At 67.3% G+C, this 13,378-nt stretch carries 16 protein-coding genes; 8 read left to right on the top strand and 8 right to left on the bottom strand.

Features of this window, described 5'->3' with window-relative positions; genetic code table 11:
• The 3 genes from GH737_RS08385 to GH737_RS08375 form a co-directional block, all read right to left on the bottom strand.
• A partial coding sequence (locus GH737_RS08385; RefSeq protein WP_155264387.1) for an RluA family pseudouridine synthase occupies positions 1 to 1,040 on the bottom strand: 1,040 nt, incomplete at its 3' end.
• An 81-nt stretch (positions 1,041 to 1,121) separates the two neighbouring features.
• Entirely contained in the window at positions 1,122 to 1,499 is a 378-nt protein-coding gene (locus tag GH737_RS08380; protein ID WP_155264386.1) for a ribose-phosphate pyrophosphokinase, read from the bottom strand.
• Positions 1,496 to 2,200 carry a DUF4893 domain-containing protein gene (locus GH737_RS08375; RefSeq protein WP_155264385.1) on the bottom strand — a complete coding sequence of 235 codons (705 nt, stop codon included), beginning with the start codon at positions 2,198 to 2,200 and terminating at the stop codon, positions 1,496 to 1,498. Before GH737_RS08375 ends, GH737_RS08380 begins: the two co-directional genes overlap by 4 nt.
• A gap of 98 nt (positions 2,201 to 2,298) precedes the next feature.
• Between GH737_RS08375 and rarD the strand changes: the two genes are divergently transcribed.
• The 3 genes from rarD to GH737_RS08360 are packed head-to-tail and all read left to right on the top strand — an operon-like array spanning position 2,299 to position 4,062.
• Entirely contained in the window at positions 2,299 to 3,231 is a 933-nt protein-coding gene (rarD, locus tag GH737_RS08370) for an EamA family transporter RarD (RefSeq protein WP_155264384.1), read from the top strand.
• A gap of 16 nt (positions 3,232 to 3,247) precedes the next feature.
• On the top strand, positions 3,248 to 3,469 hold the full coding sequence (locus tag GH737_RS08365) for a hypothetical protein (RefSeq protein ID WP_155264383.1): 222 nt from the start codon (positions 3,248 to 3,250) through the stop codon (positions 3,467 to 3,469).
• Positions 3,466 to 4,062: a YdeI/OmpD-associated family protein gene (locus GH737_RS08360; protein WP_155264389.1), complete on the top strand. Its 597-nt coding sequence runs from the start codon at positions 3,466 to 3,468 to the stop codon at positions 4,060 to 4,062. The genes GH737_RS08365 and GH737_RS08360 overlap by 4 nt, the downstream gene beginning before the upstream one ends.
• Positions 4,063 to 4,068: 6 nt before the next feature.
• Here GH737_RS08360 and GH737_RS08355 read toward each other — a convergent pair whose 3' ends face one another.
• Both GH737_RS08355 and GH737_RS08350 read right to left on the bottom strand, forming a co-directional pair.
• On the bottom strand, positions 4,069 to 4,488 hold the full coding sequence (locus tag GH737_RS08355; protein WP_230558707.1) for a GNAT family N-acetyltransferase: 420 nt from the start codon (positions 4,486 to 4,488) through the stop codon (positions 4,069 to 4,071).
• A gap of 4 nt (positions 4,489 to 4,492) precedes the next feature.
• Positions 4,493 to 6,262 carry a PHA/PHB synthase family protein gene (locus tag GH737_RS08350; RefSeq protein WP_155264381.1) on the bottom strand — a complete coding sequence of 590 codons (1,770 nt, stop codon included), beginning with the start codon at positions 6,260 to 6,262 and terminating at the stop codon, positions 4,493 to 4,495.
• Positions 6,263 to 6,363: 101 nt separating this feature from the next.
• On the opposite strand from GH737_RS08350, the gene GH737_RS08345 reads away from it, so the two are divergent.
• The 5 genes from GH737_RS08345 to GH737_RS08325 all read left to right on the top strand — a co-directional run bounded on the left by GH737_RS08345 (position 6,364) and on the right by GH737_RS08325 (position 10,153).
• Complete coding sequence (locus GH737_RS08345) at positions 6,364 to 6,984, top strand: trimeric intracellular cation channel family protein (RefSeq protein ID WP_155264380.1); 621 nt, start codon at positions 6,364 to 6,366, stop codon at positions 6,982 to 6,984.
• 10 nt (positions 6,985 to 6,994) lie between these two features.
• Positions 6,995 to 8,203 (top strand): serine hydrolase domain-containing protein, encoded by a 1,209-nt coding sequence (locus GH737_RS08340; RefSeq protein ID WP_155264379.1) that lies wholly within the window; start codon positions 6,995 to 6,997, stop codon positions 8,201 to 8,203.
• 10 nt (positions 8,204 to 8,213) lie between these two features.
• Positions 8,214 to 8,549, top strand: coding sequence for a VOC family protein (locus tag GH737_RS08335; protein WP_155264378.1), 336 nt, complete (start codon positions 8,214 to 8,216; stop codon positions 8,547 to 8,549).
• Positions 8,550 to 8,662: 113 nt separating this feature from the next.
• Complete coding sequence (locus GH737_RS08330) at positions 8,663 to 9,838, top strand: LL-diaminopimelate aminotransferase (RefSeq protein ID WP_155264377.1); 1,176 nt, start codon at positions 8,663 to 8,665, stop codon at positions 9,836 to 9,838.
• An 84-nt stretch (positions 9,839 to 9,922) separates the two neighbouring features.
• Positions 9,923 to 10,153 carry a hypothetical protein gene (locus tag GH737_RS08325; RefSeq protein WP_155264376.1) on the top strand — a complete coding sequence of 77 codons (231 nt, stop codon included), beginning with the start codon at positions 9,923 to 9,925 and terminating at the stop codon, positions 10,151 to 10,153.
• A gap of 29 nt (positions 10,154 to 10,182) precedes the next feature.
• On the opposite strand, the gene GH737_RS08320 is transcribed toward GH737_RS08325, so the two are convergent.
• The 3 genes from GH737_RS08320 to GH737_RS08315 are packed head-to-tail and all read right to left on the bottom strand — an operon-like array spanning position 10,183 to position 13,359.
• A complete protein-coding gene (locus GH737_RS08320) occupies positions 10,183 to 11,223 on the bottom strand; it encodes a transporter (RefSeq protein WP_196233059.1) in 1,041 nt (346 codons plus the stop codon).
• 34 nt (positions 11,224 to 11,257) lie between these two features.
• Entirely contained in the window at positions 11,258 to 11,626 is a 369-nt protein-coding gene (locus tag GH737_RS15270) for a DUF2946 family protein (RefSeq protein WP_196233058.1), read from the bottom strand.
• A 41-nt stretch (positions 11,627 to 11,667) separates the two neighbouring features.
• Entirely contained in the window at positions 11,668 to 13,359 is a 1,692-nt protein-coding gene (locus GH737_RS08315; RefSeq protein ID WP_230558709.1) for a M28 family metallopeptidase, read from the bottom strand.
• Positions 13,360 to 13,378 lie beyond the last annotated feature (19 nt).

Raw genomic sequence — 13,378 nt, 5'->3', positions numbered from 1 at the left:
CGCCGCGCCTTGGCCGCCGCCGCGACCTTGCGCTGCTTGGCCTCGGCCGAGGGCGGCGCTTTGAGCTCGAGCGGAAGCGAATCTCCGGCCAGCGGGTCGAAGCCGAGCGTCGCCAGGCTTTCGGAAATATGCGGCGGGAGCTCTGCGGTGACGTCGATCGCGCCGCCGTCGGGCGCGTCGATGCGGATGCGGCGCGCGTGGAGGTGGAGCTTGCGGCTGATCCCGCCCGTCAGGAAGGCTTCCGCGCCGCCATATTTCGCGTCGCCGACGATCGGATGGCCGATCGCCGCCATGTGGGCACGCAACTGGTGGGTGCGCCCGGTCAGGGGCTGCAGCTCGACCCACGCGGCGCGGTTGCCGGCACGGTCCACGAGCCGCCACCGTGTTCTGGCGGGAAGGCCGTGCTCCTCGCTGATGTGCATCTTTTCCCCGCCCGTCCCCGGCTGCTTGGCCAGCGGCGCGTCGATCATTCCCTCGGCCGCGTCGGGCACGCCGACCACCAGCGCCCAATAGACCTTGCGTGCCGTGCGGCCGGAGAAGGCCTTGGCAAAATGGCCCGCCGCCCGCGCGCTTCGGGCGACGAGCAGCGCACCCGACGTGTCCTTGTCGAGCCGGTGGACTAGCTTGGGCCGGCCGCTATCGTCCGAAAGGCCGTCGAGCAGGCGATCGAGGTGCTGGGTGGTCTTGGTCCCACCCTGCGTCGCCAGCCCCGGCGGCTTGTTGAGCACGAATGCGCTGGCATCCTCATGGATCACCATGTCGCGGACGAACTGCTCCTCGTCCTGCGTCAGCGCGTCACGGCGCTTCTCCGGCCGCGCCGTCCTCGCCGGCGCCGCTTCGAGCGGAGGAATCCGGATCTCCTGCCCGGCCTCGATCCGGTCGCCCGGCACCGCACGCTTCCCGGCGACCCGCAGCTGCCCGGTCCGCGCCCAGCGCGAGACGATGTTGAAGCTTACCTCGGGCATGTGCCGCTTGAACCAGCGGTCAAGCCGGATGCCGTCGTCATCTTCAGATACGGTGAATGTGCGGGGGTCGGACATTGCGGGGGCGCTTAACAGGCGGGTTTCGTCATTGCGAGCGGAGCGAAGAAATCCAGCGGCCGGGACTGAATTGCTTCGATGCTAACGCTCCTCGAAATGATGGCTGTTCCAGAAATCGAACGCCTGCCGCTGGATCTTCTTGACCAGCTTCATCGCCCCAGGTCCCTCCCACAGGCCGGTGTAGCCATGTTTCTTCGCGCCGCCGACCCACCAGCCCTGCCCCGGCAGGCCGTCGGACTGGCGCACGACAAGGACGGCGAGCTCCGGCTCCCCCCGCTCCTCCGCCTCGTCGTCGATGAACGTCAGCACCTTGCACAGCTGGCGCATCTTGGGCCGAGTGAAATGATGGCCGAGCAGCTCCAGCACTTCGGAATAGCTGATCGCCTGCCTGGCCCGGGCGGAGGCAATGAGGATTGCCCGCACCTCGGCGGGATCGGCCAGCAGCCCTGCTTCGCTCACTTCGGCTGGTTGGCGAAGTCGACCGGCGTGAGCTCGAAGATGTTGAGCTTGGAACCGCTTTGCGGCCACGGAATCACGAGCCGCCATTTGAACGGCGCGATGCGCTCGAACACGCCGGCCATGTTCCGCTTCGGATCGTCGCCATAAGCGAGCGGCGCTTCCTCGTCGCGAAGCGCGAGGCTGCCGAGGAAGATCATGCGTGTGGCCTCGTCATCTTCCCACAGCCGTCCGGCGGGGCGCTGGCTGCCGGTCTGCTTGACGATCGTCAGCTGGCCGTCCTCAACCTGGACGTAGCAGAAGAAGGGCCTGAAGCTCTCGTACGGCTTGTCCTTCGCCGTCACCCTGCCAAGCGCGATCATCCGGCAATTGTAGCTGCCGGGCGTCGGAGCGGGCATCGGCAGCGCCGAACGAGGCAGCAGCAGCTTGTCCTCCCTTGCAACATCGCCTGGATCGCTCTTCTTCGCGTCGGCGAGCGCCTCCTGCCACGCAAGGCCGAGCCGAGCGAGCCGGTCCTCGTCCGCGTCGGTCGCAACCGCCTTCCACGCTTCGGATTTTAGCGGCGGCCCCACCTCGACCGACGGCGTCACCCCAGGCGGCAGCTTCGGCTTCGTCGCGCAGCCGGCGAGCAGCGCGAGCGCGATCAGCGCCGTTGCCCGGGCGATTTGCAGACGAGTGCGACGGTTCAGCGACAAGATGTTCACCCCTCCCCGACAGTGACAGGCCCCCGCCCGCCTTTCAACTCATGCCGCGTTGAACATAAGCTTTCACTGAACGCTCACCGCCGCTACGCGCCCGCGAAATGAACGCGCCCGAAAGCCCCAAAGTTGCGGCGGCCCGAACGCAGCCGCACGGCTCGCGGGGCGGATTCCTCCTCGGGCTGGCCGCCTACGGTTTGTGGGGCGTCCTCCCGATCTATTTCAAGGCGATCGCCGCCGTGCCCGCGGTCGACATCGTCGCCCACCGGGTGCTCTGGTCGTTGCCGTTCCTCGCGCTCCTGGTGATCGTCACACGCAGCTGGGACAAGATCAGAGCAGCGCTGTCGCAGCCGCGCACGCTCGCAATCCTGCTCGTCACGGCACTCCTGATCGGCGGCAACTGGCTGCTCTACGTCTATGCAGTCACTGGCGGGCACATCCTCGCGGCGAGCTTCGGCTATTATCTCAACCCGCTCGCCAATGTCCTGCTCGGCCGGTTCGTGCTGGGCGAAAAGCTCAGCCGCATGCAATGGACCGCCGTCGCCATTGCCGCGACCGGCATCAGCGTGCTCGCCGCTGGAGCGCTCGGCCAGCTGTGGCTCAGCCTTTCGCTGTGCATCAGCTTCGCGCTCTACGGCCTCCTTCGCAAGATCGTGCCCGCCGACGCTCTCAGCGGGCTAGCCATCGAAACCGCGATCCTGCTGCCGCTCGCGTTTGCCTGGCTGGGCTGGGGCGCGCTCGCGTCGCAGCCGGTGTTCGGAACGACTTCACGCGAAACCGGTCTGCTCCTCCTCGCCGGAGTCGTTTCGACGACGCCGCTCCTGCTCTTCACCGCCGCCGCGAGGCGCCTTGCCTATTCGACGCTCGGCATGCTCCAGTTCCTCGCGCCGACGGTTCAGTTCCTGATCGCGGTGCTGTTGTATGGCGAAGCGTTCACCACCGCCCATGCGGTCGCGTTCGCCGCCATTTGGGCGGCGCTCGTCCTCTACGTGATCGCGATGCTCCGCGCGCCCAAGCTGCCGCAGGCGCCCGAATGATGCTAGAAAGCCGCTTATGTTCAACATCGTCTCGCTGATCATCGGCTTCGTCGCGCTCGTCTGCGCGGTCGTCGCCTTCATCCCGCTGCTCGGCTGGGCCAATTGGCTGATTATCCCGCTGGCGATCATCGGCGCGGTGATCGGGATGATGTCGCGCGGGACCGCCGGGCGCAACCTCAACCTGTTCGTGATCGTGGTCGGCGTCGTCCGGCTGATGCTCGGCGGAGGGATCATCTGAGCCGAGAGCCGCGCATCGACGGCTACATCGCCACGGCGCAACCGTTCGCCCGGCCGATCCTCGAAAAGGTGCGTGAGCGCGTACACGCGGTCGTCCCCGACATCCAGGAAGCGATGAAGTGGAGCATGCCGGCCTATATGGTCGGCGGCAAAATCGTCCTGATCACCGCGGCGTTCAAAGCGCACATGGCGCTCAACTTCTGGCGCGGACAGGAGCTTCGCGGCGACGATGCGAATGCCGACGCGATGGGTCAGTTCGGCAAGATCGGCTCGCTCGACGAGCTGCCGCCCGATGCGGAGCTCGACCGCCTGATCCGCGAAGCGGCGGACATGGCGAAGAACGCTCCGGCGCCGCGCAAGACGAAGCATGCTCCGAAACCGCCGCCCGAAATGCATCCGGAGTTCGCCGCCGCCCTCGCGAATGCGCCCAAGGCCAAGGCGGCGCTCGACGGCTTTCCGCCCTCTGCCCAGCGCGACTATTTCGAGTGGATCGGCGAGGCCAAGCAGGACGCAACGCGGCAGAAGCGCATCGCGACCGCCATCGAATGGCTGTCAGAGGGCAAGCGCCGGCACTGGAAGTATCAGAACTGCTAGGTCGCCTTACTTCGTCATGCGGAGCGCCGGACCGAACCGTGTCTGCTCATCGCCTTCTACCGTGAACCCGCAGCTCTCGTAAAAACGCTTCGCGCGCGGACTCGCAATCACCTTGAGTGCGAGCCCGCGCCGCCGCGCCTCGTGCGTCGCTGCATCGACCAGCGTGCGCCCGATCCCCTGACCCCACAGGTCCGGCTCCACGAACAGTCCGTCGAGCTCTCCGCCGACCACCGCGGCAAAGCCCACGATTTGCCCGCCGACCTCCGCGACGATCACCTGCCCGTTCGCGATCTGACCTTCGGGCAGATAAATGGCGCCGGGGTTGGCGATCAGCTGGTCGCGATATTCCGGCAGCTCGAGCGACGCGCGGCGCTGCAGCTCCTCGAGTTGCTGATGCTCCTCCGGCCGGGCGAGCCGGAGAGTCAAGGCGTCAGCGGGATTTGACATAGGTCCCCGGGGCGTCCTCGAGCGCCCTCAGCTTGCCCTTGCCGGGCACGCGCGCACCCTCGGCCCTGACCATCTCGCCATCCTGCTTCTTCAGCCACGCGAGCCAGTCGGGCCACCAGCTTCCCTTGTGCTCTTTCGCTCCGTCGATGAACGAGTCGAGCGTGCAGCACGGCCGGTCGTTGATCCAATATTGGTATTTTTGCGCGGCCGGCGGATTCACGACGCCGGCGATATGCCCGGAGCCCGCGAGCACGAACCGCTTCGGCCCGGCGAAATGGTTCATGATCTTCCACACGCTCTGCGGCGGGGCGATGTGGTCCTCGCGCCCCGCCTGGACGTATGTGGGCGTGGTCACCTGGTCGATGTCGACCGGCGTTCCCGCGACGGTGATCCCGCCCTTTTCGGCAAGCTTGTTCCCTTTGTAGAGGTCTTCGAGGTAAGCCCGGTGCCAGCCGGCGGGGAGGTTCGTCGTGTCGCTGTTCCAGTAGAGCAGGTCGAACGGCGCGGGCTCGTCACCGAGCAGATAGTTGTTGACGACATAGCTCCAGATGAGGTCGCGGCCGCGCAGCAGGTTGAAGGTCGCCGCCATGTAACGGCCGTCGAGATAGCCCTTCTCCTTGGTCAGCTGGTCGAGCAGCCCCATCGTCTCTGGCCCGGTGAACAGCTTGAGGTCGCCCGCTTCGGCGAAATCGACTTGAGCCGTCAGGAAGGTCGCGGACTTGACCTTGTTCGCCTCGCCCCTGGTCTGAAGGTAGGCGAGGGCCGCCGCCAGCGTCGTGCCCGCGACGCAATAGCCGATCGCATGCACGCCCTCGACTCGGAGCAGGTCGCGCACCGTGTCGATCGCGTCGAGCTGCCCGTTGAGCACATAATCGTCGAGGGACGCGTCGGCGATGCTCTCGTCGGCCGACTTCCAGCTCACCATGAACAGGGTCACGCCGTTGTCGACGCACCATTTGACGAAGCTCTTCTCCGGGCTGAGGTCGAGAATGTAGAAGCGGTTGATCCACGGCGGGAAGATCAAGACCGGCGTCTTCATCACTTGGTCAGTCGCCGGCGTGTACTGGATCAGCTGGTAGAGCGGCGTCTGCTTGACGACCTTGCCCGGCGTCGTCGCGAGATTCCTGCCGACCTCGAACACGCCGGGCTTGGTCTGCGTCAGCTGGCCCGCCGCAATATCATTGAGCATGTTGGCGAGGCCCTTGAGCAGATTCTCGCCGCGCGTCTCCAGCGTGCGCTTGAGCACCTGCGGGTTGGTCAGCGCGAAGTTGGACGGGCTCATCGCATCGACGAAGCTGCGCGTCGCGAAGCGCAGCCTCTCGCGCGTGTCGGCGTCGATGCCCTCGATCTGGTCGGCGGTACCGAGCAGCTGGTCTGAGACCCGCAAGTAAGTCTGGCGGATCGTGTCGAAGATCGGATTCTCGCGCCATTCGGGCGCAGCGAAGCGGCGGTCCTTGCGCTCCTTCTCCTCAGGCGAAGGCGTCGCCGTCACGCCGCCGAGCATCTTGCCCCAGGTCTCGAGTCCCTTGGCCCAGGCCTGGGCGCCCGCGCTCATCAGCGCCATCGGGTCAGACGCGGCGGGCTGCTCGCCGAAACCGAACGCCGGCTGCGACCAGCTCGGCATCGGCTGCCCCGCCTTCATCTGCTCGGCCCAGAACTCCATCAGCATCTGCTGGGCGCGCCCCATCACCAGCGTCCAGTGCTGCCAGTCCTCAAGGCTGGGAATCGCGCTCGTCTCGGGTTGGTCGGTCATGGCGGCGATATAGGCCTTCGCCGCGCACCCCGTCACCCCGGCGAAAGCTGGGGTCCACCTTCTGCTTGCCCAAGGCAGGTAGATGCCGGATCAAGTCCCGCATGACGGATGCCTCGCCCCTCCCGACCGCGCTCGTCCTGCTCGATTATTTTGGAATTGCCGTGTTCGCAGTGTCAGGCGCGCTGCTCGCCGCGGAAAAGAAGCAGACCCTCGTCACCTTCATCTTCTTCGCCGTGATTACCGGCGTCGGCGGCGGTACCCTGCGCGACCTGCTGATCGGCGCGCCGGTGTTCTGGGTCCACAGCAACGCCATGCTGCTGATCTGCATCGCCGCCGCGCTGATCGTGTGGCTGACCAGCAGGCGGCGGTTCGCCGGCCGCGCGCTATTGTGGTTCGATGCGGCGGGGATCACCGCTTACGCGACCTACGGCGCCGCCAAGGCATTGGCCTACGGTCTGGCACCGGTGCCGGCCTTCGCGATGGGCGTGATGACGGCCTGCGTCGGCGGGATCATCCGCGACGTGCTCGCGGGCGAGCCGTCGATCCTGATGCGGCCTGAGCTCTATGTCACGGCGGCAGCGCTGTCGGCGGGGCTGTTCGTCGGGCTTGCGCTCGCCGGGCTCGTCCCGTGGCTCGCCGCACTGGTCGCGGTGGTCGCGGGCTTCGCGCTTCGCGCCGCCGCGATCTCCCGCGGCTGGTCATTGCCGCAGTATCGGGATTAGGCTCCGGCCGATGCGCGTGGGGATCGTTCTTGCCGTGCTCGTCCTCTCCGCCTGCGCGACCCTGCGCCCGAGCGAGCCGCCGGTGCACGCGCAGGTCGGAGTCGCGTTCGACCGCAACGGCGAGATCGCGAGCTTCGCCGAGGGCATTGCCGATCCCCGGTTCGGCCGCCGGGTCACCGCCGACGATCCGGCCCGTGTCGCCTCGATCAGCAAGCTGGTCGTCGCGATCGGAGTCATGAAGCTGGTGGAGCAAGGCAGGCTCGACCTCTCCAGCGGCGTCTCGCACTGGCTCGGATGGCCGCTGCGCAACCCGGGCTTCCGCGACCGTTCGATCACGCTCGCAATGCTGCTCTCGCACACCAGCTCGGTCCGGGAGCATGACGACGATTATGCGATCCCGCTCGGCGGCTCGCTCCAGGCCGCAATGCAGGACCCGTTGAACTGGGATCCGCAGCTCGGCCCGGGCGACAATTATTTCAAATACGCCAACATGAACTTCCCCATCGTCGCTTCGATTGTCGAGAAGGTCACCGGCGAGCGGTTCGACATCTGGATGCGCCGCGAGGTGCTCGAGCCGATGAAGCTCGACTCGTGCTACAACTGGCCGACCTGCAGCGACGCCGCCGCCGCGCAGGCGGTCGAGCTCGACTCTCCGGCCGGCGAGCCGCTCAAGGACGATCTCCACGGTCAGCGTCCCGCCTGCGCGGTGCAGGTGAGCGAAGGCGAAGCGTGCGACCTCACCCGCTGGAAGCCCGGCGAGAACGGCTCACTCTTCGCCCCGCAGGGCGGCTTGCGCATCTCCGCGCGCGGCCTCGCCCGAGTCGGACGCATGCTCCTCAACGGCGGCACGCTGGACGGAGTCCGCCTCCTCTCGCCGCAGTCGGTCGACACCCTCCTGACGCAGGTCTGGCGCTCCGACGGCAGCAACGGCATCACCGACCACGGTTTCTACTGCAGCTACGGCCGCGCGACGCAGCAGATCCCCACGCCAGCCCCGGGCTGCGCCGACGACATGGGCACGCGCGGCCGCACGCTCGTCGGCCACGCCGGCGACGCCTACGGCCTCAAGAGCGGCATCTGGATCGATCGCGCGAACGGGCTCGGAATCGCCTATTTCGTGACCGGCGTGCCCGAGAACGCTGCGAAAGGCCCCGGGACCTCGTTCACCGCGGCCGAGACCCGCGCCTTCCGCCGCACGTACGCGCTGCTACCTCGATAGGAGAAGGACAATGCGCCTCACCTACGCGATCGAGTATGTCGCCGACATGGATCGGGCGATCGGCTTCTACCGCGACAAGCTCGGGCTCGAGCTCAAATTTCAGTCCCCCTTCTGGAGCGAGTTCGCGACGGGCGAGACGGTCCTCGCGCTTCACCCTGCATCCGAAAAGAACGCCGCCGGCTCGATCGAGCTCGGCTTCAGCGTCGATGATCTCGGCGAATTCTACTCCCGCCGCGACCAGGTCGGGGTCGAATTCACCGGGGAGCCCAAGGAGGAGCATGGCCTCCACATCGCTCAGATCCGCGATGCGGACGGCGCCCACGTATCGGTGAGCGGGCCAATCTAGCTGTAGTCACGCGAAGGCGCGAAGTCAGGGCCGAGCTCTTCGCGATCTCCGCGGCTTCGTGACAATGAATAACTGGATTGCTTCGCCGCTCCGCTCCTCGCAATGACGCTCGGATGACCGACGAGTTCTACCGAATCCAGCGCCTGCCGCCCTACGTCTTCGCCGAGGTCAACGCCATGAAGGCCGGCGCGCGCGCACGCGGCGAGGACATTGTCGACCTCGGCATGGGCAACCCCGATGGTTCGCCGCCGAAGCACGTCATCGACAAGCTGGCGGAGGTCGCGAACAAGCCGCACGTCCACCGCTATTCCGCGAGCCGCGGCATCCCGGGCCTGAGGAAAGCGCAGGCGGCTTATTACCAGCGGCGCTTCGGCGTGGCCGTCGACCCCGACAAGGAGGTCATTGTCACCTTGGGCTCGAAAGAAGGGCTCGCCAATCTCGCTCAGGCGATCACCGCGCCCGGCGACGTCGTGCTCGCGCCCAACCCGTCCTATCCGATCCACAGCTTCGGCTTCATCATCGCCGGCGCCGCGATCCGCTCCATCCCGGCCGCACCGGGCGAAGCGTTCTTCGAGCGCCTGACCAACGCCATGCGCTACACCGTGCCGCGGCCGAAGGTGCTGGTGATCGGATATCCGTCCAACCCCACCGCTTATGTCGCGGACCTGCCCTTCTACGAGCGCCTCGTCGCCTTCGCCCGCGAGCACGAGCTGATCGTCATTTCCGACCTCGCCTACGCTGAAATCTATTTCGGCGACGCGCCGACCCCGTCGATCCTCCAGGTAGAAGGCGCGAAGGAAGTCGCGGTCGAGTTCACCTCGATGAGCAAGACCTACTCGATGGCGGGCTGGCGGATCGGGTTCGCGGTCGGCAACGCGCGGCTGATCGAGGCGCTCGCCCGGGTGAAGTCCTATCTCGACTATGGCGCCTTCACACCGGTCCAGGCCGCCGCGGTCGCCGCGCTCAACGGCCCGCAGGACATCGTCGCCGCCAACCGCGCACTCTACAAGAAGCGTCGCGACGTGCTGGTCGAATGCTTCGGCCGCGCCGGGTGGGACATCCCAGTCCCCCAGGCGAGCATGTTCGCCTGGGCGCCAATCCCCGAGCGCTTCCACAATCTCGGCTCCATGGAGTTCGCCAAGAAGCTGCTCACCGAAGCCCATGTGGCCGTCGCCCCCGGCGTAGGATTCGGAGAAGAAGGCGAAGGGCATGTTCGAATCGCCCTGGTCGAGAACGAACAACGCCTCCGCCAGGCCGCGCGCGGCGTGAAGAGGATGCTCGGCGCCTGATGGACCAACCGACTGCCGACATTCCGTACTTCGCGCTCAATCCAGACGTGGGCCTCCCTGCAGCTGATCGGCGGCCGCCTGCCAGTGCCGATCGTCGACGGTTTCTTCAAGGATGCCGCTGGGGTCCGCTCCGCCGCGCTTCGCCTGCCCTATCATCCGCCCGATTATCCCTATCCCGGCAAGCTCGCCGATCTGCCCGGTGACGAGCGGTCGCGCGCGCTGTTCCTGGGAACGGTGCTCGATCTCGTGAACCGTGGGTATCTGCCGCGGATCCCGCCGATCGCGGCCAACGACGGTTCGAGTCGCCTCAGCTGACGCTACGGTTCGTGTTCTCCCCGTAATCCTCAGAACGCCCGGCCCAACGACAGCGTCAGCCGATAGCGGTTGTCAGGATGCGAGGCTCGGATGCGCTGCCAAACGGGAATCGCCAAAGCCGCCGCCGCCGACCAGCCGGACGCGGAATTGAAACGAAAACCCGGCGCCACCCACGCCCATTTGCCCCCGCTCGCCTCCTCGATCTGGCCGCCGATCTTCTGCCGCGCTTCCCATTCGCCGCCGAGCTCGACGAACCCGTCCCAGCTCGAGTGCGCATGTTCGTGATGCTCGTCCAGCTCGTCGCCGTGGTGATGATTGTGGCTGGGCGCATGCACATGCGGCGCCGGGCCGAAACGGTGCGACAGGGCAATCCCGCCCTGGAAGCGGTTGCCGAGCCGCGTGTGCTGCGCGCCCTTGGTCGAGAACTGGTAAAGGCCGCTTGCAGTGAGTCGGATCGATCCCATGCGGGTGGAAGCCGACGCGCCGACGATCGGGTCCCAGCTGCCCGATCCCGGCTGGTGTTCGGTTTCGAGCCGCTCGCCGTCGGGAGCGCGCTTGTGAGTGCTACCGGTCGGGAGCTTGATCCCGCCGATTAGCGCGAAGCCCGCGGCTTCGCCTTCGCTCAGGCGGTACTTGGCGAGGAGGTTGAGGTCGCCGATGCCGGCCACGGTGCCCAGCTGCTCGACCCCGCTCACCGCTGACTCGCCGACGTGGGCATGGGCGCCTTCTCGCAAGTCGTGCCGGTGCACGTACGGCAGCTCCGCGGAGACGGTCAGATGGTGCGAGACGCCGTAGGCCAGGCCCACGGACGCATTCAGGTTGTAATCGGTGTTGTGCGCATGAATGTGCCTCGCTGCCAGCGCGGCGAGATCGGCATCCGGGCGCTGCTCGGGACGCGTGTAGGAGAGGCGGAGACCTGCTGCCCAATGGCCGCCGTCGAGCGTATCGGGATCGAACACCGTGATCCCGCCGCCGGAGCCGAATCCGCTCGCCCCCATATGGTCGGCGAGCGCCGGCGTTGCCGGAAAGGCGAGGAGCGCCGCAACCGGCGCGCAAAGCATTTTCTTCATGAATGACCTCGTGTCTGAGCGAGTTGCAGGGAGCTCAGGCGAGGATCGGCGGCCCTCTTGACGGCGGCCGTTCGCGGCCCGAGCTCCGCTCGACGAACAGGAAGGTGCGGCCGAGCAGCAGCGCGACGGCGAAGAACAGGATCGCGATGGACGGCGTCGAGCCCGGCGCGAGCGCGGACAGCGCCGAAGCGGCCGCATAGGGGCAGGGCTGATGGAAGCTCTTGTCGTCGCCGTGACCGCTCATTGCAGGCACGGCCCCGCTGGTGCCGGGACAGACGACGATGGTTACCGACCCGTGATCGAAAGCCGGCATGAACCCTGCTGGCGCCAGCGACCGCAACGCCAGCAGGAGCGCGAGCAGCGCAGCGGCGCCAAAGCGGATCGAAGCTGGTGCTCCCCTCATTCGACCATCAGACGCAACCAGGCCGCGTCCGGTTCCGCGGCTCAGTGCCCGCGCTCGCCCTTCTGCCGCCCGCTCGCCGTCCGGGCGGCGTCGCTCTTCCCCCGCACCTTCGCGAACTCGGAGCTTGCGCTCCACTGCGGCCATTCACGGCTGTTCGCCAGGCGCTCCCCGATCGCATGGAACAGCTCCGCTTCCTGCGCTGCTCCGCGCAGATCCCAACTCGGCGACCAGGTATCGCAGGTCTGGTGATAGCAGTTGGACGTGAAGTCGCTCAGCCACTTCTCTCCCGCGGGGCGGCGTCCGTCGACCATGTCGTAGGCGCCGGCCAGCGCCATATCGAGCAGCACCGGGACTCCGCGCTTGGCGAAGGAGAAATGGTCGGCGCGGTAGAACAGCCCGCGCTCGGGGTGGTTCTCGTCCGTGACGGTGCGGCCCTGGGCGCTAGCGGCGTCGGCGAGCAACGCCTCCATGTCGCCGCTCTGGCCGCGCCCGACCAGCACCGCGTCCTTGACCGGCCCGTTCCACTGCAGCGTGTCGAAGGTCAGGTTCGCGACCATTGTCTCCATTGGGAACAAAGGGTGCTGCGCATAATATTCAGAGCCGAGCAGGCCCCGCTCCTCCCCCGTCCAGGCGGCGAATAACAGCGTGCGCTGCAGCCGCGGCCCGGCCGCGAAAGCCCTCGCATTCTCGATCATCGCCGCCAGCCCCAGCGCGTCGTCCGCTGCCCCCGGGCGGATCGTGCGCCCCTGCGCGTCGGGCGGACCGATGCCGTAAGCGTCCCAATGGCCCCCGTAGCTGATCGTTTCGTTCGGATAGGTCGCGCCGGTTATCTTGCCGAGCACATTTCGGCTGGTGATGCGTGCCACGGTAACGGGGATGTCGGCGGAGAGCTTCGCCTTGAGGTCGATCGGCCTGAACCCGGAAGTGCGCGCCTCCCGCTTGACGGTTTCATAGTCCTGGCCGGCGCGCTTGAGCAGCGCTGCCATCGCATCGCGCTGAATCCAGCCCTGCAGCAGCACCGGCTGCGGCGCATCCGCGGGCAGCGCGATCGCGTAATTCTCGCCCGCCGGGCTCTTGACCACGGTCCACGGGTAGCCCGCGGCATCGGTTTCATGGACGACCAGCGCAGCGATTGCGCCGCGCCGCGCCGCCTCCTCGTACTTGTAGGTCCAGCGGCCGTAATAAGTCATGGTCTTGCCGGAGAACTTGCCGGCGACCGCCTCCCCCGGCGCGGCCTCGAAGTCCGGGTCGTTGACCAGCATGACAGCAACCTTGCCCGTCAGGTCCACGCCCTTGAAATCGTCCCAGCCGCGCTCGGGCGCGGTCACGCCGTAGCCGACGAACACCATCGGCGCGCTCGCGATCCGAACCCGATCGACCGGCCGGACGGTCCCGAGATAGACATCTTCGGGAAAGCGCAGCGGCAGGCTCTGCCCCGCCTCGCTCACGGATATGTTCACCGGCGCCTTCAGTTGTGTGCGGATCATCGGGACGGTCTGCGTCCATCCGCCATTCTCGCCCGCAGGCTCGAGGCCGGCGGCCTTGAACTGCTCAATGAGGTACGGGATCGTCTTGTCCTCGCCCGCCGTCCCGGGCGCGCGGCCCTCGAACGCGTCCGACGCGAGCACACGCGCGATCTCGCTCATCCGTTCGGTGCCGACGGCGAGCGGCGCGGGCTTTTCGGGCGGGCCGTAGAGGTCAGCGGGGACGGCATGGGCGGACTCCGGCGCGATCCCGGGCGGCGGGGACGCC

This window comes from Sphingomonas segetis, assembly GCF_009720245.1.
Taxonomy (GTDB): Bacteria; Pseudomonadota; Alphaproteobacteria; order Sphingomonadales; family Sphingomonadaceae; genus Sphingomicrobium; species Sphingomicrobium segetis.
Note: the sequence above shows the minus strand (reverse complement) of the source record. Positions and strands in the feature narration are given on the sequence as shown.